The following is a 19,404-nucleotide window of genomic DNA, read 5'->3' on the forward strand; positions in this document are numbered from 1 at the left end:
CGGGCCGGAGAGTGGTAATCCCCGCGAGGGGGGACAAGCGCGGCTGCGGTGCCGCAGGGTCTCCAGGATGCGGTCGCAGGTGTGCTCCGGATCCTGGCCACGTGTGGCGGTGAGGGCTTCGAGGAGGGTGTCCAGACGGGCGTCGATGGGTTCGCTCCGTGTCTCGACCAGGCCGTCGGTGTAGAGGGCCAGCTCGTCGCCGGGACGGAAGTCGATGGTGGCGGCCTCGAAGAGGACGCCGCCGACCCCCAGCGGCACACCGGTGGGCAGGTCCAGGAGTTCCGCGTTCCGGCCGGCACGCATCAGGGCCGGGGGAAGATGGCCGGCGAGGCAGATCTGGCACCGGTTCCGGTGCGGGTCGTAGACGCAGTAGATGCAGGTGGTGATGGTCTGCTCGGTGCCTCCGGTCAGGTGGTCGAGGTGCCGCAGGGCCTCGGCGGGGGCGAGGTCGAGTTCGGCGAAGGCGCGGGCGGCGGTGCGGAGTTGGCCCATGGTGGCCGCGGCGTTGATGCCGCTGCCCATGACGTCGCCGACGACCAGGGCGGTCTTGTCCCCCTGGAGGGGTATGGCGTCGAACCAGTCGCCGCCGATCTCGCTCGCGGCCCCGGCGGGCTGGTAGCGGCAGGCGACGTCCAGGCCCGGCAGACGCGAAGGGGGGTCGGGGAGCAGGCTGCGCTGGAGGGTGAGGGCCGCGTGGCGCTGCGTCTGGTAGCCGCGGGCGTTGTCGATGGACACCGCGGCCCGGGCGGCCAGTTCGGAGGCGAGGAACGCGTCGTCGTCGTCGAAGGGCGCGGGATTCCCGCTGCGCCTGAGATCGAGCGCGCCGAGGACCTCGCCCCGGGCCACGAGCGGCACGGCGAGGTACGAGTGCACGCCCGCCTCGGCGAGGGTGGACGCGGACTCGGCATGGCGGGCGGTGCTCGCCAGGTCCCGGCGGGCGGTGTGGGGCAGATGGACCGGTCGGCGGGTACGCACGCAGTGGGCGATCAGCCGGTGGTCGTGGTCGGCGAGTCCCGCGGGAGGGTCGGCCGGGCAGGCCGCCTCGACGGAGTGGGCCCCGCGGACCGCGAGGGCGCGGAAGCGCGCGGGGCCCGGGTGCGAAGCGGTCCGGCCGAGCAGGGCGCCGTCGTGCAGGACCACGGCGGCCGCGTCGGCCAGGACCGGTACGACGAGGTCGGCGAGCTCGCACGCCGTCGTCTCCAGATCGAGGGTGGTGCCCACGGAGGCGGATGCCTTGGCGATCAGGGCCAGCCGTTGCCGGGCCTGGGCGGCTTCCTTGGCTGCCTCATGGCGTTCGGTGACGTCGATGACGGAGTAGGCGAGGCCCAGCACCCGCCCGCTCGAGTCCTCCAGCCGGTAGTACGAGACGGACCAGGCATGGTCGTGATCCGGATCGCCGGGGGGACGGCAGACGATGTCCCGGTCCACGACCGACTCGCCCGTCTCCAGGACGCGGCGCAGACGTGCCTCGGGATCCGTGTCCAGGAAGCTCAGGATCTCACCGGCCGACCGGCCGAGACGCTCGACTGCGGACTGGCCGGTGATGCGCTCCAGAGCCGGGTTCATGGCCAGGTAGCGCAGGTCGGGGTCCAGGATGGCCAGCCCGACCGGGGACTGGGACACCAGGCGCATGGCCAGGGCGGCGTCCCGCTCGACCCGTTCCACGGTCGCCTGGTCCGCGGCGAGGCCCAGGGCGTAGACGTCACCGACGTCGTCCAGCAGGCGCATGTTGCGGAACTCCACCAGACGCGTGCTGCCGTCCTTGTGCCGGATCGGGAAGGCCCCGGCCCAGTCGGTGCCGGACTCCATGACCTCGGCGAACAGCTTGACGACCTCGTCCCGGTGCTCCTCGTGGACGGTGAGCTGCGCCGCGTACTCGCCGAGCGCCTCCGCCGAGGTGAAGCCGAACAGTTCCTCGGCCTGGGGACTCCAGAAGACCACCCGGCCCTCGGCGTTCAGCACCACCGCGGCGACGCTCAGCAGATCGAGCAGGCCACTGGGCGGCGCACCGGCTCCCTCCGCCGGCCGACCGACGCCTGGTCGGGAGGAGTCCGTCGTGCCCATACCTCATTTTCCTTCCCGCTCGGCGCCTCGGCTCGCGCGACCGGCGGGTGTCCCGACTCCATCCATGGTCATCCCAGACCCTGGGTACCGCACATCCCGCACGGCACACACCACATGCCACACCCCGCAACCATCGGCACACATACGGCTACCGAACGTCACGGACCGTGGTCGACACGGAGACAACGCACCTCGCCCACCGGAGCCGGTCGTCGCGGTCCCGGCGGACTCCCGCGGCGACCTCTGCCACGCCCCAACGCGCCCCCTCCGCGGATCATTGCCAAATTACTGTACAAGCCAGTAAATTTCCGACATCCGTTTCGAGATGTCACCGGCAGACGGGGCCCAGGATGAGCACGGACGACCGCGTCGTGGTGACGACCGGGATCGCGCGGCTGTACGCGTCGCCCGGGCTTGCCGGGCCCGGGCGGATCGGGCTGGTGACCAACCACACCGGTGTCCTCCCGGACCTGCGCCCGGTCGCGCCCGCGCTGGTCGAGGCCGGATTACGGCTCGTCGCGCTGTTCGGCCCCGAGCACGGGCTGCACGGGACCGGCCAAGCCGGTGAGAGCGAGGCCGCAGGCGCGGACCCGGTCACCGGGATGCCGGTGCACGACGCCTACGGGTGCAGCGGCGAGCGCCTCGACAAGCTGCTGATCGACAGCGGCGTCGACGCCCTCGTGTACGACCTGCAGGACATCGGGGCCAGGTTCTACACCTATGTGTGGACCATGTTCGACCTGATGGTGTCGGCTGCTCGTACGGGCGTACGGTTCGTGGTCGCCGACCGGCCGAATCCGATCGGCGGACTCGTCAGCGAGGGCCCGCCGCTCGACCCCGCGTGGGCCAGCTTCGTCGGGCGTGCGGCCGTACCCGTCCGGCACGGTCTCACCTGCGGCGAGCTCGCACGGTACCTCAACGCCTCGGTCGTTCCCGAAGTCGCGGGAGCGGCAGCCGACTTGACCGTGATCGAGGTGTCCGGCTGGCGGCGCGCCATGGGTGCGCGGGACACCGGCCTGCCGTGGGTCGCGCCATCCCCCAACATCCCCACGCCCGCCACCGCCACCGTCTACCCCGGCACCTGCCTGTTCGAGGGCACGAACCTCTCGGAGGGCCGTGGCACCACACAGCCCTTCGAGATCGTCGGGGCGCCGTACGTCGACGCGCGACTGGCGCCCGCGCTCGCCGAACTCCCGCTGCACGGAGTGCACTTCCGTGAACTCCGGTTCGTGCCGACCTTCCACAAGCACGCCGGACGGCAACTGCGCGGAGTCCAGCTCCATGTCACCGACCCCGGGGCGTTCGCTCCCGTGCGTACCGCCGTCGCGATACTCGCGACGCTGCGGCGCCTGTACCCGGACGACTTCGCCTGGAGCACGGCGGCGGGCGACACGGACGGCCACGTGGACGGGGCCGGCCGTCGCCGGTTCATCGACCTGCTGTGGGGGTCCGACCGGCTGCGGCGCGCCGTCGACGCGGGCGAGGACCCGCTGCCGCTCTGCGACCCGCCCGCGCCGCCGGGCCGATGGGCCGGCGACGACGTGTTGCTCTACGGCTGAGATCCGCCAACTCCCGCTCCCAGAAAGCGCCTTGACCGCCAGTACTGCGTTCCGGGCCGCCTTCGGCGCCCACCGCGATCCGCGTACGGAAGGACAACCCTGCCGATGACCGATCAGCTCGATCGCGCGACGAGGTCCCGGACCGGGATCCGTGGCTTTCGCGCGGGCGACGGGCCGCGGCTGGTGGAGGCGTGGCGGCGGAGCGCGCCGGCCGACCCCATCAGCCCGGACCGCTTCCGCTCCCTCGTGCTGCTCGACGCCAACTTCGATCCGGAGGGACTTCGGGTGGCCGTCGACGGCGACCGAGTCGTCGGCGCGGCCTACGCGGTGCGCCGGCTGACGCCGATGGCCGGGACCGATCTGGAGCCGGAGCAGGGCTGGATCCCGTTCTTCTTCGTCGATCCGGCCGCCCGCGGGCGCGGTCTCGGCCGCCGGCTGCTGACCGACGCCCTCGACTGGCTGCACGGGCACGGCCGTACCCGGGTGGACTTCTCCTCGTACACCCCGAACTACGTCTTCCCGGGCCTGGACGCCGAGGCGTACCCGGAGGCGGCCGGACTCCTGGAGTCGCTGGGCTTTCGCACCCTGTACGAGGCGGCGGCGATGGACCGCGGCCTGGTCGGCTACCGCATGCCGGAGGATGTCGCGGGCCGTGCGGGTCAACTGACGGAGCGGGGCTACCGGTTCGCCACGCCCCGCGACGACGACCTGGTGGATCTCCTCGCGCTCGCCGGGAGCCGTTTCGGTCCGGACTGGGCGTGCACGATCCGGGCGTGTCTGACTGCGGGCACACCGCTGGACCGGATCGTCGTCGCCCGGGACCCTTCGGGCCGCATGGTCGGCTGGGCGATGCATGGGGCGTTCGATTCGGTGGACGAGCGCTTCGGCCCGATCGGTGTGCTGGAGGAGATGCGCGGCACCGGACTCGGAGAAGTCCTGCTGCACCTGGTCCTGGAGCGGATGCGGGCGCGCCGCGCGCACTCCGCGTGGTTCCTGTGGACCGGCGAGCAGTCCCCGGCGGGCCATCTCTACCGCAAGACCGGCTTCACCACGACCCGGGTGTTCCGCGTGATGCGCCGGGAGGCCGCGCGGTGAGGCCGTCGCGCCGCGCCGGAGCCCAACGGGGCCTGAGCCGACGTCACTTCGCGTTCGGGCTCCCCTCGGCGGCGCTCGCCTCCGGATGCGCGGCGCCGCACCAGGGCACCGGGCGGCCGGGTGACCCGATCGTCCTCACCCTGCTCTCCCACTACGCGAGCGGGGAACTGAAGGCGGCCCTGCAGGGGCCGGTCGACGAGTGGAACGCCACGCACGACCGGGTCAAGGTGCGGACGAAGGCCGTCGAGTTCACGGACCTGCTGACGACGTTCATGGTCCGGCAGGCCGCGGGCCAGGGCGCCGACATCCTGCACCCGTACTGCCTGTGGAACGGCCAGCTCGTCCGGGCCGGCGTCCTGCGGCCCGCTCCCCCGGAGCACGCCGAGGAGGTCAGGCACGGCTACGGCAGGGCCGCGGTCGGCGCCGCGTCGGTGGGGGGCAAGGTGTACGGCTACCCCACCGAGGTGCAGACGTACGCCCTCTACTACAACAAGCGGCTGCTGCGCGAGGCCGGCATCGGCGGCCCTCCGCGCACCTGGCGGGAGTTGGAGGAGACGGCCTACCGCACCGCCAGGCGGGACGGTTACGGCAACACGCTCGTCCAGGGGTTCGGGCTGTCGACGTACGACGACTCCACCACCGTCGGCCAGACGCTCGCCCTGCTCAACGCCGCCGGTGGCACGTTCGTCTCCGGGGACGGCAGGAGCGCCGCCATCGACTCGCCGGCCGGCCGCGCCGTGTTCGAGCTGGAGCACCGCCTCGTCAGCAGAGGTGCCAGCGCCCCCGGCGTCAACGTCTACCAGGCGTTCCCGTCCGGGCAGGTGGCCATGGTGATCAGCGCCGGCTGGTGGACCACGAGCCTGAAGGACCTGATGGGCAGGGACTACCGCGATGTCGGCGTGGCGCCCGTGCCCGTCCCCGAGGCGGGCGGCAGGCGTGCCACGCTCTCCACCGGGTTCATGCTGGGGGTCAACACGGCCAGTGAACACCCGGGCGAGGCCTGGGAGTTCCTGCGCTGGCTCAACACCGACAAGGTGGGCGTCAAGAAGGCCGGGAAGGGCGCGGCGGCCACCCGGATGAGTTCCCTCCAGGTGTCGGTCGGCTCCCTCACCGGCCGCGCCGACGACATGCGGACGCTTCTGAGCCAGGGCGGCGATCCGAACCTGCGCCCGTTCCTGGACGCGCTGGGGTACGCGGTGCCGGAGCCGAACGGGCCGGGCGCGCAGCAGGCCAAGTCCCTTCTGCGCAAGAACATCGAGGCCTTGTGGACCGGTCAGCAGTCGGTCGAGGCGGCACTGCGCACCACCCGCCGCCAGGTCGATCAGGAGGTGTCGCGCTCGTGGTGAACACCCTCGCACCGGAGACGACGGAGCGGCGGGCGCCCCGCCCCCGGTCCGCCGCGCCCGCCGTCGACGGCCGCCGCCGGGCCCGGCGCCGCCAAGTCGTCGTCGCCTACCTCTTTTTGGCGCCGACGCTGCTGTTCTTCGCGGTCTTCCTGGTCCTCCCGCTCGGCTTCGCGCTGCTGCTGTCACTGTCCCGCTGGACCGGGTTCGACCTCGGCGGCATCGATCCGGTCGGCCCGGACAACTTCGCCGGCCTGTTCGCGGACGGCTCGACGTTCCTGGCGCCGATCCTCACCAACACGCTGCTGTTCGCCCTGGGCACCGTGGCCCTCGCGCTCGCCGGTTCCGTGGTCGTCGCCACCTGCATCGACAACCTGCGCTTCCAGGGGCTGTGGCGGACCCTGTACTTCCTGCCGATCGTCACGACCGTCGTCGCGGTCGGCAACGTGTGGAAGTACATGTACGAGCCGGGCGGCCTGGTCAACGGCGTCCTCAACGCCCTCGGGCTCGGCTCCGTGGCGTTCCTCCAGGACCCGGACACGGCGCTGCCCTCGGTGGTGGTCGTCCATGCCTGGGCCTCGGTCGGCTCGGCGATCCTCGTGCTGACCGCCGGGCTGAAGTCCGTTCCGGTGTCGTACTACGAGGCGGCCGCGCTGGACGGCGCCGGGCCCGTCACGGTCTTCTGGAGGATCACCCTGCCGCTGCTGCGGCCGTCCCTGCTGTTCGTGTGCATCACCCAGTTCCTCACCGGCCTGCAGTCGTTCGCGCTGATCATCGTGATGACCAAGGGCGGGCCGGGCGACGCGACGAACGTGGCCGCCCTGGAGATGTACCGGCAGGCCTTCAGCTACGGCGACTGGGGCACCGCGAGCGCCGCCGCGTTCGTGCTGTTCGTGGTGGTCCTCATGGTCACCCTGGCGCAGTTGTGGATCTTCCGGCGCAAGGGGGAGGACGCATGAACCGCCGCCGTTTCCCGTGGCTGTCGTATCTGGTGGTGGTGACCGGCGCCGTGCTCACGGTGGTGCCGTTCCTCGACATGGTGATGACGTCGTTCAAGGGGCCCGGCGAGTCCGGCACGCTGCCGTACCGGTTCCTGCCCAAGGCGTTCGACCTGTCCAACTACCGTTCCGCGATCCACCAGCTCGATCTGCCGGTGCTGTTCCGCAACAGTGTGGTCGCCACCGCCCTGATCACCGGGTCGGTGCTGCTCACGTCGTCCCTCGCCGGCTACGCGCTCGCCAAACTCCGCTTCCCGGGCCGGAACTTCATCTTCCGTCTGGTGCTGTCGACGATGATGTTCCCGCCGTTCCTCTTCTTCGTCCCGCACTTCTTGATCCTGGTGCACTGGCCGCTGGCGGGTGGCAACGACCTGTTCGGGCGCGGGGGCGCGGGCCTGACCGTCAGCATCGTGGCGCTCGCGATGCCGTTCCTCGTGAACGGCTTCGGGATCTTCCTGACGCGTCAGTTCATGGTGGCGATCCCGGACGAGGTCCTGGAGGCCGCGCGGATCGACGGGGCCGGCGAGTTCGCCGTGTGGTGGCGGATCGTGCTGCCGCAGACCAAGCCGGTGCTGGTGACGCTCGGGCTGCTGACCTTCGTCGACGCCTGGAACGAGTACATCTGGGCGCTGCTCGTCTCGACCGCCGACCCGGACGTGATGACCCTGCCCGTCGGCATCCAGCTCCTGCAGGACTATGTCGACCCGGCCCGCACGATGCCCATCGTCATGGCCGGCCTGGTCCTGAGCATCCTGCCGGTGCTGGTCCTCTTCCTGCTGCTGCAGAAGTACTACATCCGCGGGGTCATGCTCAGCGGCCTGAAGTGACTCGCCGGCCCGCCGCGTGGCCGGGCCGGCCGGAGGAGGGGCGGCGCCGGGGCCCCGGTCCCGTGTACGGGCGGCGAGGGCCCCGGGTCCCTCGGAGTCAGCCGGTCAGCGCGGCCAGGGTGGCGTCGAGGCTGGTGCGCCGGGGCCGGTTGCGGGGGAGCTTGGCGAGCACACGGGCCATGCCGCAGGTTTTGGTGAGGGCGGAGAAGACCAGGCCGCCGGCGACGCCGGCAGCGATCCACCGTGCCTCCGGCCGGCGGCGCCCGGCGAGCAGCCCGGACAGGACGAGCGACCCGGCGGCGAACCGGACCTGCCGTTCCATGGCCCAGGTGGCGCGGGCGGCGACGGGCCGGTGGACGTCGTAGCCGAGCCGCGTCCAGGCTTCGGTGCCGCCGGTGAGGGTGGCGGCGGTGACGCCGTCCTCGGCCAGCCGTTCGCAAGCCTTGGCGGAGCGGGCGCCCGAGGCGCACACCACGAGGAGGCTGCCGCGGTCGGCGGCCTTCTTCAGGGCGGGCAGGGCCCGGTCGAGAGCGTCGAGGGGGACGTTGTGGGCGCCGGGCAGGTGACCGGAGGCGTACTCGCCGGGAGTGCGCACGTCGACGACGGTCAGCTCGGGAAGGCGGGCGTGGGCCTGGTCGGCGGTGAGAATGGTGGGTGCCACGGGGGACTTTCCTTTGCTCTTCATGGGTTACCCCCTTCGGTAGGATACCCGAGGGGGTATCCGTGAAGGAGTGTGGGCTGTGGAACTGGCGATGGCTGCTGAGGAACTGAAGACGGTGGTCAACCGGTTGCGGCGGGCGCAGGGCCAGATCGCCGGCGTGATCAAGATGATCGAGGAGGGGCGGGACTGCGAGGACGTGGTGACCCAGCTCGCGGCGGCGTCCCGCGCCCTGGACAAGGCGGGTTTCGCGATCATCGCCACCGGTCTGCAGCACTGCCTCACCGACTCCGACATGGCCGCCTCCGGTGATCGCGAGCAGATGCGGAACCGGCTGGAGAAACTCTTCCTGTCGCTGGCCTGAGCGGGCCGGACCGCGCGGGGGGCCGCTGCCCGGTCAGGTCAGGGCGCCGGCGATCGGGTCACCGCTCGCGGCGGCGGCCGGGCGGTCGATGCCGACCCGGGTCAGCTCGCGCTGTGCGTCGGCGATCTGCTCGGCGGTCTCCGCCAGCAGGGTGACGGGCCTGCCCCACGGGATCAGCCATGCCAGGTAGGTGGCGAGCCTCCCCTCGCCCTCGAAGTTGGCCGAACCGGCCGCATGGCCTTCCGCGAAGGCGACGCGGTTGCGCAGGTCCACGACCCACTCCCCGGCCGCCAGCCGCTCGGCTGTGCGCCCGGCGTCGGCCCGGCTCGGCGGGGTGAGGTCGACGGGGGCGGGGCCCGCGGCGTTGGCCGGGCCCATGTGGGCGTAGTAGGCGGGCACGTCGTCCAGTGCGGCGAGCAGCTCGGCGACGAAGGTGTCCACGTCCTGGGTCAGCGCCTGGTTGTCCTGGCGTTCCTTGCCGATCGTGGTCGCGTCCCCCTCCGCCTGGGAGGAGGAGCAGAAGCTGCCGAAGCCGTGGGTGGGCAGCACCGGCACCTCGTCGTCCAGGCGGTGGGCGGAGGCGTGCTGGGCGCGGGCCGGCCGCTCGGTGAGCCTCGGCTCGACCAGGTCAGGCCGGCCCACGCCGCCGATCAGCAGCGAGCCCCCGGTGAAGGCCGCCACGGCCCGCCCGTGCTCCCACAGGACGTACGAGGTGTGGTGCGGGGTGTGACCGGGGGTCGCCATGGCACGCAGCACGAGGCCCTCGTCGACCGTCGCGGTGTCGCCGTCGGCGACCGGGGTGCGGGAGAAGGACACCGCCGCCCCGGCGGGCACCAGTTAGCGGGCGCCGGTGACGCGGGCCAGCTCCAGACCGCCGGAGACGTAGTCGTTGTGCAGGTGGGTCTCGGCCACGAGAGCGATCCGCACCCCGCGCCGGGCGGCGGCCGCGATGGCCCGGTCGACGTCCCGTGGCGGGTCCACCACCACCGCGAACTCGGCCCCGCCGGCCAGGTGGCTCCGATTGCCCAGCCCCTCGGACTCCAGGGTTTCGACGAAGAACTTGGCTGCGACTCCTTACAGGTGAGGTACCCCCGGGGGTATCTGGCATCGACAGTAACAGAGATACCCGGGGGGTATTCCGCGCGGCGCACTCGCCGGGGTCCTCCGGATCGCGGTCCCTCTCCGCCCGAACCACATGCGAAGATCCCGCCTGCCGGAGGTGGACAGACGGGATCTTCGGGGCGGGGCAGCGACCGCGAGGAACGGCCGGGGCGACCCACTACGTGCGCGTACGGGCGCCCTCACCATTGGGGTGCCGCCTGGTTCGCGTCCGCGGCCGCCACGCCGGGGTCCGGTGAAGGTCGGGCCCGGGCCGGTGGCGAAAGCGGCGTCGACGAGTGCCGAAGCACTTCCCTGTGGTCTGCCGACGGCGCTTCCGGCAGAGCCGCACCACCGGGCGCGCCGCCTCGATCCCTGCCTGTACGACCTTCACCGCGGACGCCACCGCCACCAGGTGGGGCATCAGGTCGTACAAGTGCTCAATGTGATCGGACCAGTTCACTGATTCTCCTCGGAGAAGAGCTGCGGAATGAGGACGACCGAACTGCTCTTGGTCGGCCAATTCCAGTCAACGGCAGCCGGTCAGGCAGAAGTTGGTTGTTGCCTGGCCATAAAGCGGGCATCATCGGGTCATGGCGGTCGAGATGGGGGCACCCGACGCTTCGCGGGACGACATCGATGCCTTGACACTCGATCTCCGAGTTCTCAGGGAACGCGGTCTGACCGCCGTCCGCGATCTTCCGTTGCCCGCCCTCGCCATCGCGGTTCACTCCGTATTCGGCGTTGACGTGTCTTCAGCGACGGTTCAGCGTCTCCTGGTTGCCGCCGTGGACCGATTCGGCGGTGACCGGGCCGGTGACGCCGCCCAGTATTGTTTCGGGCTCGTGCAAGGCACGAAGTTCTGGCCGGCCTCACAGCGGAGAAGAGCAGCGGCTCAGGCTCAAGGCGTGAGCGTCGAGCGTTTCCGCAAGGGCTATGAGCCGAACATCATCCGTCAGGTGGCGGAGGAGATCACCGCTCTCGTATCCGAGGTGCCGAAAACATCCCAGGCAGGGGCAGTCGCTGCTCGCAGCGCCGGACCGGGCGACGACCTGACCACTGCGAACGCGGCCGACCCGGCCGGAGACGAGATTCGCGCGATGTCGGCACTTCTCGTGGCCCGGCTGGGCCGACGCCGCACCGCGTATCCGCTCGACATGAGCCTGGGTGAACTGGTTCGCTCCGGCCTCGCCGTCGACACGCGCATCGAACACTATTCCGCCCACCGGCAATCGCCCGGGCCGGCCACCGTCCAGTTACCGGCCGTCCTCGGCTCGGGCCGCTCCTGCCTCCTGCTAGGTGAGCCGGGTGCCGGGAAGACCCTCGTGCTGTACCGAGCGGCGCTCGCCTGTGAAGAGGCGGGCCTCATCCCCGTCGTACTGCGGGCCGGTGACATCGAACAGCTCGACGCCGAATCAGCGCTGTGGGCCGTGCACCAGACGCCGCCCGGTCCGGTCGTGGTGCTCCTCGACGGACTGGACGAGGCACTGGCCGCCTGGTCTCAGGTCGGCGCTCTCCCGTCGGTGCTGACCGACACCCTGTCGCGCTTTCCCTGCCTGGTGACCTCACGCACGCGAGACTTCGAAAGCTCAGCTCTGCTGTATCAAGCGGATGTGGTGTTCGACGAGATCTACCGTCTCGAACCATGGCGGGTCACAGAGGAGTTCAGAGAATACGTGGAGCGCCTGAGCAGTTCCGGCAGGCTGCCCAATCCCGACCTGTACGAGATGGTGGAGCGGTCGCCGGAGATGACTCGTGTCGCCAGCCGCCCTCTGCACGCGCGCATGCTGACCTTCGTCAGTGAGGGCGGAAGTGTGGGGCGATTCAGCGACAGCATCACTCTGTACGGAGAATACGTGGCAAAGTTGGCCCGCATAGCCGACGGCGATATGCGACGCCGCTCGTATTCCATGAACGAGACCGTGCTGAAGCTGTGGCAGCGGTTCGCCTGGGAGGTTCACCAGAACGGCTCCCACGCCGAGGTGGCCGTGGACCTGAAGCCGATCGAGGGCGCACTTCTGGAATTCGGCCCCATCCGATGCATCCGCAGCGCACTGGATTACATCCTGGATCGACGTGACACCGCCGGACGTGAAGTCGGTGACTTCATCCACTACTCTTTCTACGAATACCTGCTGGCCGGGTACGTGACGGATGCACTCACCGCACGCGCCGCTCCGGATTCCATCGTGGAGGCATGCCGGATCGATCTGAGCCGCGAAATGCGGCACTATCTGATCGGCCAGCTGCGCAGTGCCCCCTCGCGTGAGGTGTCGCGCAATCTCGTGGACGCATACCGTCTGGCCTGCGAGTCCAGCGGCCTGACATCGGAAGAGGTGCTGATCGCCTGCAACCTGATCAGTTACCTGATCTCGCGCACCGCCACCGATGCCGCCGCGAAGCTACGCATCCTGTCGGGCGACGAGGAGCACCCCTTCCTGCGGGTGTCGCTGCTGTGGGGGCTGTGTCATCTCGGCGACATGTGCGGCATGACGGAATTCTGGCGTGAAATGGAGCGCAGTGCGGAAATCAGGGAGATCGCGCGCGGCTATGTTCTCTACTACTACGGCGATCTGCCGAGAACCGCGAACCCTCCCTACCTGGACTCCAAGCCCTATCGCCCGCTGACCCTTACTCCGAGTAAGGTGCTGCGCATGTTGCGCGACCCCGGCTACGCGGCAACCATCCAGCCCGCACGTCAGTTTGTCGACATATATTCGTTCGTCGATGTGATGAGAGTACGCGACTTGGGGCTCGCGAGTCAGGATAAAGTGCAGCTTCTCGCTCTGGTCCGCGGATTGGCGGACGCCGACATCGACGCCTCGCCCCTGAGGGGGCTCACGGCCATGATCGGCGAGCTACGACTGCTTGAGGAGGTTGAATGAAACAGCTTTTCGTCTGGGACCTGCACGGCACATTAGAGCAGGGCAACGACCGTGCCGTGGTCGATGTGTCCAACCGTGTCCTGGAACGTCACGGGTACCCGGAACGGTTCACCTACGAAGACGGCATGAAGCTGTACGGCAGCAAGTGGTACGAGTACTTCCAGTGGCTGTTGCCGCACAAGACGTACGAGACGTGGTCCCACCTGCAGGACGACTGCTTCGATCTGTCCGAATCGGACATACAGCTTCAGTGCAGGTGGCTGCAGCCCTCCGACCACGCCCGGGAGGTGCTGACGTCGATCGCCGAGCATGCGGACTGGGACCAGATCCTCATCTCCAACACGCGCACGGCGAACCTGAAGATCTTCATCGACGCCCTCGGGATCGCACCCTTCTTCCCGGAGGGTTCGCACTACGCCGTCGACGGTCACTCCGCCCGTGAGCGCGCGACGAAGAAGGAAGTCCTGCGGGACCACCTGAAGAACAAGCACTACGATCACCTGATCTTCATCGGGGACTCCCCCAGTGACATGCGCTTGAAGGAAGTGGCCGGCGGTACCACGTACTTGTACACGCATGGCGACTTTCCGTTCCGGGAGTGCGAGGCGGACTACAAAATCCGCGACCTGCGCGCGATCCTGGAGACCGGAAGCTGACGTCGACGGGGGGCGAGGGTGAAGTCTCTGTGCTCAGGTTCTGACTTTCGTAGCGCCGGCATGGTCGTGGTTCCGCCGCCGTCCCCTTCTGATACGAATCCGCCGCTCGGGCCCGCCATTCTGGCGCGGGTGGCGGACCAGCAGGGCGTACCCCTGAGCGTGGTCGACCTGAACATCGCCTACGTCAACCGGTTTCGCGACAGCGCTCGGCAGCGGCCCACCCACGCACTGGGTGATCACGGCAAGGACCGGGCCCTCGTCCAGGCCGCGGCCGGTGATCTCTTCTCCAGTTTCGGACTGGCCCATGAACCGCCCCTGTTCCTGCCGACGGGTGAGCAACCGATCCCGGGCATGCACTACGCCTTCGACACGCTCGACCAGCGCATCACACAGGTGGCCGCGGGGAGTTCCCTGTCGGCATGGCTGGAGAAGACGCTGTTCGATCGCCCGGACTGGCCGCCGCGGGTGTTCGGCGTGTCCCTCATGGGACCCTCCCAGGTGTTCGTCGGCCTACTGCTCCTGCAGTTGGTGAAGCGACGTCACCCCGAGATCCTCACGGTCGTCGGCGGCAGCCACGTCACCCTTCTCGGGCAGTTGCTGCACACGGACGCGCGGTACCGGCGGCACATCGACGTCGTCCTGCCCGGGCACTGCGAGGACGCCTTCACCGAGTTACTGAAGGATCCCGAGACGTTGCCGGGACGCCGCACTCCGCATCACAGCATTACGGTGCGGCCGTTCAGGGCGGCAGCCCTTTCGGCCGAGCCCCCCTTTGCCTACACCCCTCTTTTCGACCCGGCGCATCTGAGTATGTATCCGCAGGACCGGCTGACACTACCGGTGCAATTCACGCGCGGCTGCGTCTACGGCCGCTGCACCTTCTGCACCTACCCGAAGGTCGAGCCCGAGACGACCGACCTCCATGAGAAGCCCGCGGTCGACACACTGGTCGAGCTGGCGCACACGCATGGCGTGCGGCGCTTCTCGCTGAAGGACTCGCTGCTGACGTCCGTGATGATGGAGCGCCTCGCCCAAGCCTTGATCGCGCGCCGTGAAGCCGTCGAGTGGAGCGCCACGACCAAGGTGACGAGGCGGCTGGCTCACCTGGCTCCCCTGCTGGCCGAGTCGGGCCTGCGAACGGTGGAACTCGGGGTCGAGACGATCAATCCGCAGGGTCAGCTCCTGATCGACAAGCGTGCGCGACTCGCCGACATCGAAAGTGTGATCACCGCCCTCACCGACCACGGCATCGTGGCTGTGATCAACCTGATCTTCGGCTTACCTGGAGAGAGCCTCGAAGAGGCCGAATACCAGCTCGACTGGCTGAAGAGCATGCAGTGGTCCACCGGCGGCCGCATCGACTTCTCACTCAACATGCTGCAGATCGTCCGGGGCTCTCCCCTGGCCGCCGGCATCGGCGGTGCCGGGCTTCTGGGGATCGCCCCCTGGGCCTACAGCTACGCCTGGGAGCGCCCCGCCTGGGTCCCTGCCTTCGCCGAACGCATCGCTGACCTGGAACTCGCGGACCCGGTGCGAGCGGGAGATCACCCCGAGGCCGGCTGAGCCGTCGGGCTCTCGCGGCACCGAGCCGGCGCCACACCCGCCGCCCCGGGCGATCAGGCGGTGCGTATCCTCGATCCGCAGGACACCGCTGGGGGTGTGCGGTGTGTTGGATTGCGCGCAAGCACCCGAGAAGAGCGCCTGGGGCGGCCAGGCCATCAGGAGGCAGCCCCCGTATGCCGAAGACACCGGCCGAGAAGCTCGGTATCAAACCCGGAAGCACGCTGACCGTGATCAACGCACCGGACACCGAGGCGCCCGTCATCGGACCCTTGCCGGACGACGTCACCCTCCTGGCGCCCGGCCACGAGGGCGAGCCGGCGGACGTGGTCGTGCTGTTCGCCGAGGACAGCGGTCAACTGCACCGGGATGCTCCCGCCGTGCTGTCGGCCGCGCCCGACACCGCGAAGGTCTGGATCGCCTACCGCAAGGGCGGCGTCAGCGACCTCAGCCGTGACGCCCTCATGCCCGCGTTCGTCGAGCTCGGCTGGCACGGTGTCAGCCTCGTCTCGCTGGACGCCGCCTGGTCCGCGGCGAGGTTCCGCCGCCTGGAACAGATCGGCCGCTGACGGCCCAGGGCCTCCCCGACGCGCCTCGGCGACCGCACCGGGCGGGAGGTCCTGTACGTTTCCAAACCCTCCTGCGGCCTGGAGTCCGCCGGCCTGCTGGAGCACACCCGTGACTCCGACGGCCGGCGCGCGGTGCAGCTCGCCCTCATCCCTCCGGCATACGGATCACGTGCCGGCCGGACGTGTGCTCGCCCTGGTCACCGAGCGGGCCGACGCCGGGCCGGCCGCTCTGGGGCTCTGGGCGTGGGCCGGAGTCCGGGTTAGTGGAATATTGAACAACCGCGTGCCGTTGTGCCCGGTCGAAGGAGGTCACGAGTGGAGACGCGAGTGGAGACCACGTACTACGACCAGGGGACGCCCGCCGAGCGCTGGGAGCGCGCGCAGCTGTTCTTCGGCGCCAAGGACTACGCGGGCGCGGCGCGGGTGCTGACCGGGCTCGTCGAGGAGATGCCGGAGCAGACGGGACCCCGGCTGCTGCTGGCCCGCGCCTACTACCACTCGGCCCAACTGCACCGCGCCGAGGTCGAGTTGCGGGTCATCGTCGAGCGTGACCCGGTCGAGCACTACGCCCGGCTGATGCTGGGCCGTACGCTCCAGCGGCAGGCCCGGCACGAGGAGGCGGAGCAGCACCTGCGCATCGCCTCGGCGCTCGCGGGCGACTTCCCGGAGATGTGAGGGGCTCGCCCACGCCTCCGCGGCACGTCCATGGCACGTTCTGGGCCCGGTTCCCGTCAGGGGACCGGGCCCTCGCCGTCTCGCAGGGCGCCGCCCTCCAACGCACCCGACCCCCGCGGACCGCCCCACACCCCGTCGCGCTCCTCCACCAGCCGGGCGACAGGGCGAGGCCCCTCCCCCCCCACCCCGCGATCACCCCACCGGACGCAGGCCCGCCACGAGGAGTTCGACCAGGCGGCGGGCGTCGTAGCGGTTGTCGCTGTCCGCGCCGATGCAGAGGTTCCCCACGCCGCGCATCAGCTGGTACGCGGTGACGTCGGAGCGGATCTCGCCGGCCGCGGCCGCCGCTTCGAGCAGCTCGGTGCAGACGGGCAGGAGGCGGTCGAGGAAGTAGACGTGCAGCGTGTCGAAGCCTGCGTTGTCGGACTGGAGCACGGCGGCGAGTCCGTGCTTGGTGACCAGGAAGTCGACAAAGAGATTGATCCACTGACCGAGTGCGGCGTACGGGCCGGCGCCGGCCGCCAGCAGGGCCGGACCGGCCTCGGCGCAGGCGTCGACCTGGTGCCGGTACACGGCGATGATGAGATCCGCCCGCGTCGGGAAGTGGCGGTAGATCGTGCCCAGCCCGACGCCGGCCCGCGCCGCGATGTCGCGTACCGGCGCCTCCACGCCCGAGGCGACGAAAACCTCGGCGGCCGCGTCGAGCAGGGTCTCCTTGTTGCGCCGGGCGTCCTTGCGCCGAGACGGGGCCGCGCGTCCGGCGCCCTCGTCGCTGTCGTTCACCGCGCCACTCCCTCCATCGGCAGGCACCCCTGCCACCAGCACCCTTGCAAAGCGGAACGGTGTTCCGTATCGTTCCGGAACGAGGTTCCGTTTGCTCATGATGCCAGAGCAGGGATCCGGCGACCAGGTCGGACAGCGCCACCGCGCCACCTGGCTTCACCCGCACTGAGGAGACACGTTCATGCAGTACCGCACCCTGGGCCGCACCGGCGTACAGGTCAGCACCCTCGCGCTCGGCGCGATGAACTTCGGCAGGATCGGGCGTACCACCCAGGACGAGGCCACCGCCCTCGTCGACGCCGCCCTGGAGGCGGGGATCAACCTCGTCGACACCGCCGACATGTACAGCGACGGCGAGTCGGAGGAGATGGTCGGCAAGGCCATCGCCGGTCGCCGCGAGGACATCGTGCTGGCCACGAAGGCGAGCATGCCGATGGGCGACGAGCGCAACCACCGGGGCAGCTCGCGCCGTTGGCTGGTCACCGCGCTGGACGACAGCCTGCGCCGCCTCGGCGTCGACCACGTCGACCTCTACCAGATCCACCGGTGGGACCCGAACACCGGTGACGAGGAGACTCTGTCGGCTCTCACCGACCTGCAACGCGCGGGAAAGATCCGCTACTTCGGCTCCTCCACCTTCCCCGCCCACCGGATCGTGCAGGCCCAGTGGGCCGCGCACGAGCACCGTCTGAGCCGTTACGTCACCGAACAGCCCAGCTACTCGATACTCCAGCGCGGGATCGAGAGCCATGTCCTGCCCGTGACCGAGCAGTACGGGCTCGGTGTGCTGGTGTGGAGCCCGCTGGCCTCGGGCTGGCTGTCGGGCGCGATCCGCGAGGGCCGGGACATCACCACCAGCCGCTCGACGTTCATGCCGGAGCGCTTCGACACCCGCGTCCCCGCCAACCGGGCCAGGCTCGACGCCGTCGAGCGGCTGGCCGAAGTCGCCGAGGGGGCCGGGCTGACGATGATCCAGCTCGCGCTCGGATTCGTCACCGCCCACCCCGCCGTGACCAGCGCGCTCATCGGCCCGCGCACGCCGGAGCACCTGCGCGCTCAGCTCGCCGCCGCGGACACCGTGCTCTCCGCCGACGTGCTCGACGCGATCGACGCCGTCGTCGCCCCTGGAACCGACCTCGCCGCACACGAGAAGTTCGACACGCCTCCCGCGCTGCTCGACCCGTCGCTGCGGCGCCGCTGACCGTCCGGGTCGCGCGGGGGCGCTTCCTCCCGCCCCGCCCGCCGGGGCGGGATCGCTCCCGCCGCGACGCCGTTCCGCTCGCACCCCGTCGGCGCGCCCCGACCGGCGCTGCCGTGCCGAAAGGATCAGCAACCCCATGTCCCGCACACTCCGGACCAGCTTCGGAATCATGACCGCCCCCTCGCAGGTCGACTACGGCGACCTGCTGCGGGTCTGGCGCGAGGCGGACGCCGTCCCGGCGATCGAGCACGCATGGTTGTTCGATCACCTCATGCCGATCTGGGGCGACCCCGGCGGACCCGCCTACGAGGGCTGGACGCTGCTCTCGGCCCTGGCCGCCCACACCAGCCGGCTGCGGCTCGGAGTGATGGTGACCAGCAACCGGTTCCGGCCGCCCGCCGTGCTGGCCAAGATCGCCACGACCGTCGACATCGTCTCCGGCGGCCGGCTGGACTTCGGCATCGGCGTCGGCTCACGCCCCGGTCATCCCCTGGCCCGGCGTGAGTACGAGGCCCACGGGCTGCCCTTCCACGACTCCGCGCACGCCGTGGAGAGCCTCGCCGAGGCCTGCACGGTGATCCGCCGGCTGTGGACCGAGGAGGAGCCCTTCGACTTCCACGGCACCCACCACCACCTCACCGGAGCGTTCGGCAACCCCAAGCCCGTACAGCGACCCCACCCGCCGATCCTCATCGGGGGACGGTCGTCCGCGACGCTGCGCGTGGTCGCCGAGCACGCCGACCTGTGGAACATCCCCGGCGGGGACATCGAGGACGCCGTCCGGCGCAGCGCGCTGCTGGACCGCTACTGCGCCGCGATCGGCCGCGATCCCGCCTCGATCACCCGCTCGATCCACCTGCCCGTCTCCTACGACGAGCCCGGCGCCACCCGGGACGCGATCGGCGCCGCGGTCGACGCCGGCTTCGGTCACATCGTCCTCGGACTGCCCTCGCCCTACCCCGCCGGCGTGGCGCGGTGGGTCGCCGACGAACTCATCGGCACACCGGCCTGATTGCCGGGGCGGGCTCGCTGAAGGAGATCCCCCAGTTCACGGGGCGGCATGGCATCC

General features: G+C 70.3%; 16 protein-coding genes and 1 pseudogene. 13 read left to right on the forward strand and 4 right to left on the reverse strand.

Translation table 11 applies throughout. The annotated features are described in order from the left end of the window. Positions 1-2,064, reverse strand: a 2,064-nt coding sequence (locus ACWEN3_RS08130; RefSeq protein ID WP_452967157.1) for a SpoIIE family protein phosphatase, incomplete at its 3' end; no start/stop codon positions are given. A 350-nt stretch (positions 2,065-2,414) separates the two neighbouring features. Here ACWEN3_RS08130 and ACWEN3_RS08135 point away from each other — a divergent pair. The 5 genes from ACWEN3_RS08135 (at position 2,415) to ACWEN3_RS08155 (ending at position 7,886) form a co-directional block, all read left to right on the forward strand. Continuing rightward, positions 2,415-3,623 (forward strand): exo-beta-N-acetylmuramidase NamZ family protein, encoded by a 1,209-nt coding sequence (locus tag ACWEN3_RS08135; protein WP_452967159.1) that lies wholly within the window; start codon positions 2,415-2,417, stop codon positions 3,621-3,623. Positions 3,624-3,728: 105 nt separating this feature from the next. After that, positions 3,729-4,718 carry a GNAT family N-acetyltransferase gene (locus ACWEN3_RS08140; protein WP_452967161.1) on the forward strand — a complete coding sequence of 330 codons (990 nt, stop codon included), beginning with the start codon at positions 3,729-3,731 and terminating at the stop codon, positions 4,716-4,718. Continuing rightward, positions 4,715-6,064 carry an ABC transporter substrate-binding protein gene (locus ACWEN3_RS08145; protein ID WP_452967163.1) on the forward strand — a complete coding sequence of 450 codons (1,350 nt, stop codon included), beginning with the start codon at positions 4,715-4,717 and terminating at the stop codon, positions 6,062-6,064. The genes ACWEN3_RS08140 and ACWEN3_RS08145 overlap by 4 nt, the downstream gene beginning before the upstream one ends. Next, a complete protein-coding gene (locus ACWEN3_RS08150; RefSeq protein WP_452967166.1) occupies positions 6,061-7,020 on the forward strand; it encodes a carbohydrate ABC transporter permease in 960 nt (319 codons plus the stop codon). Before ACWEN3_RS08145 ends, ACWEN3_RS08150 begins: the two co-directional genes overlap by 4 nt. Then, a complete protein-coding gene (locus ACWEN3_RS08155; RefSeq protein WP_452967169.1) occupies positions 7,017-7,886 on the forward strand; it encodes a carbohydrate ABC transporter permease in 870 nt (289 codons plus the stop codon). The genes ACWEN3_RS08150 and ACWEN3_RS08155 overlap by 4 nt, the downstream gene beginning before the upstream one ends. Before the next feature lie 97 nt (positions 7,887-7,983). Here the strand turns inward: ACWEN3_RS08155 and ACWEN3_RS08160 are convergent, their stop codons facing one another. Then, positions 7,984-8,547: a rhodanese-like domain-containing protein gene (locus ACWEN3_RS08160; protein WP_452967172.1), complete on the reverse strand. Its 564-nt coding sequence runs from the start codon at positions 8,545-8,547 to the stop codon at positions 7,984-7,986. A gap of 79 nt (positions 8,548-8,626) precedes the next feature. Here ACWEN3_RS08160 and ACWEN3_RS08165 point away from each other — a divergent pair, with 79 nt between their 5' ends. Continuing rightward, positions 8,627-8,908, forward strand: coding sequence for a metal-sensitive transcriptional regulator (locus tag ACWEN3_RS08165; protein WP_452967174.1), 282 nt, complete (start codon positions 8,627-8,629; stop codon positions 8,906-8,908). Between the two features lie 54 nt (positions 8,909-8,962). On the opposite strand, the pseudogene ACWEN3_RS08170 reads toward ACWEN3_RS08165, so the two are convergent. Then, positions 8,963-9,952, reverse strand: a pseudogene (locus tag ACWEN3_RS08170) (MBL fold metallo-hydrolase); the annotation flags it as partial. 647 nt (positions 9,953-10,599) lie between these two features. On the opposite strand from ACWEN3_RS08170, the gene ACWEN3_RS08175 reads away from it, so the two are divergent. The 5 genes from ACWEN3_RS08175 (at position 10,600) to ACWEN3_RS08195 (ending at position 16,351) form a co-directional block, all read left to right on the forward strand. Next, positions 10,600-12,891 carry an NACHT domain-containing protein gene (locus ACWEN3_RS08175; RefSeq protein WP_452967176.1) on the forward strand — a complete coding sequence of 764 codons (2,292 nt, stop codon included), beginning with the start codon at positions 10,600-10,602 and terminating at the stop codon, positions 12,889-12,891. Next, entirely contained in the window at positions 12,888-13,547 is a 660-nt protein-coding gene (locus ACWEN3_RS08180; RefSeq protein ID WP_452967178.1) for an HAD family hydrolase, read from the forward strand. Before ACWEN3_RS08175 ends, ACWEN3_RS08180 begins: the two co-directional genes overlap by 4 nt. A gap of 129 nt (positions 13,548-13,676) precedes the next feature. Further along, positions 13,677-15,110 carry a B12-binding domain-containing radical SAM protein gene (locus tag ACWEN3_RS08185; RefSeq protein WP_452967181.1) on the forward strand — a complete coding sequence of 478 codons (1,434 nt, stop codon included), beginning with the start codon at positions 13,677-13,679 and terminating at the stop codon, positions 15,108-15,110. 173 nt (positions 15,111-15,283) lie between these two features. Beyond that, on the forward strand, positions 15,284-15,676 hold the full coding sequence (locus ACWEN3_RS08190) for a hypothetical protein (protein ID WP_452967183.1): 393 nt from the start codon (positions 15,284-15,286) through the stop codon (positions 15,674-15,676). 327 nt (positions 15,677-16,003) lie between these two features. Further along, positions 16,004-16,351, forward strand: a complete 348-nt coding sequence (locus ACWEN3_RS08195; RefSeq protein ID WP_452967217.1) for a tetratricopeptide repeat protein — start codon at positions 16,004-16,006, stop codon at positions 16,349-16,351. Positions 16,352-16,543: 192 nt separating this feature from the next. Here the strand turns inward: ACWEN3_RS08195 and ACWEN3_RS08200 are convergent, their stop codons facing one another. Further along, on the reverse strand, positions 16,544-17,134 hold the full coding sequence (locus ACWEN3_RS08200; protein WP_452967185.1) for a TetR/AcrR family transcriptional regulator: 591 nt from the start codon (positions 17,132-17,134) through the stop codon (positions 16,544-16,546). Positions 17,135-17,315: 181 nt separating this feature from the next. Here ACWEN3_RS08200 and ACWEN3_RS08205 point away from each other — a divergent pair, with 181 nt between their 5' ends. After that, positions 17,316-18,335, forward strand: a complete 1,020-nt coding sequence (locus ACWEN3_RS08205) for an aldo/keto reductase (protein WP_452967187.1) — start codon at positions 17,316-17,318, stop codon at positions 18,333-18,335. A gap of 136 nt (positions 18,336-18,471) precedes the next feature. Next, positions 18,472-19,347: an LLM class flavin-dependent oxidoreductase gene (locus ACWEN3_RS08210; RefSeq protein ID WP_452967188.1), complete on the forward strand. Its 876-nt coding sequence runs from the start codon at positions 18,472-18,474 to the stop codon at positions 19,345-19,347. The last annotated feature ends 57 nt before the right edge of the window (positions 19,348-19,404 follow it).

It is taken from the genome of Streptomyces sp. NPDC004561, from assembly GCF_053602155.1.